The organism is Microvirga arsenatis, assembly GCF_009910705.1.
Taxonomy (GTDB): domain Bacteria; phylum Pseudomonadota; class Alphaproteobacteria; order Rhizobiales; family Beijerinckiaceae; genus Microvirga; species Microvirga arsenatis.
The window spans coordinates 1-998 of the sequence record NZ_JAAAXJ010000067.1 but is presented as its reverse complement, the minus strand read 5'-3'; the positions used below and the strand labels follow the sequence as shown (position 1 = coordinate 998).

The following is a 998-nucleotide window of genomic DNA, read 5'->3' as shown; positions in this document are numbered from 1 at the left end:
GCTCTCTAGTTCGGCCTGACCGCCCTCCCGCTCAGGCTGCCTTGCTCAGGTGCCCCTTGAGTTCGGCAATCTCGGCCCGCAGGGCCCTGATCTCGGCGATGAGGCGCTCGTCGGCATGCGCCGGGTGGGTCAGCTTCGGCGCATCCTCTGCCGTCTCGGCATCGATGGCGTTCACGATGACGCCGATGAACAGGTTCAGAGCCATGAAGGTCGACAGCAGGATGAAGACAAGGAAGAAGGCGATGGCGTAAGGGTGGTGCTCCGCCAGCGGCTTGACGATGCCACCGGACCAGTCGTCGAAGGTCATGACCTGGAACAGCGTATAGGCGGTGGCTCCGAGCGAGCCGAATTGCTCCGGGTTGGTCTGGCCGAACAGCTTCGTTGCCATGACAGCGAAGACATAGAGGATCAGCGCGAGCAGGAGCGTGATCGAGCCCATGCCCGGCAAGGCGGAGACCAGTCCGCCGACCACCCGCTGCAGGGAGGGCACCGCCGTAATCAGGCGCAGCACCCGCAGCACGCGCAGCGCCCGCAGCACCGACAGCGAACCCGTAGCCGGAATCAGGGCGATTGCGACAACGGCGAGGTCGAAGACGCTCCAAGGATCCCGGAAGAAGGAGAGGCGGTGGACCACGAGACGGGCTGCCAGCTCCAGCACGAAGACCGTGAGGACGATCCGGTCGATGGCAATCAGCACAGGCCCGAACGTGGCCATGGCCGAAGGGCTGGTCTCAAGGCCCAAGGTGGTGGCGTTGAGAATGATCAGCGTCAGGATCACGCGTTCGGTTCGAGGGTCTTTCAACAGTCGTTCCAGCATGGTCGTGTTCTCAAAGTCGGATCGGGTGGTGCCTGCCAGCCCGCCGGGGCGAAGCCCCTGTGATGATGCTGCCATATGGGCACTGGGCAGGAGGCGGCATGCCTACAGGTAAGCGTGGCCTTAGCCCACCGGAAGGGGGTGCTAGGGTGTTTGTGGCAGAAGGCAGGCCGATCAGACGACC

1 protein-coding gene is annotated in these 998 nt (G+C 64.1%); it reads right to left on the bottom strand.

Features of this window, described 5'->3' with window-relative positions; translation table 11 throughout:
- Positions 1-31: 31 nt before the first annotated feature.
- On the bottom strand, positions 32-802 hold the full coding sequence (locus GR303_RS24235) for an ion transporter (RefSeq protein ID WP_343038512.1): 771 nt from the start codon (positions 800-802) through the stop codon (positions 32-34).
- Between the last annotated feature and the right edge of the window lie 196 nt (positions 803-998).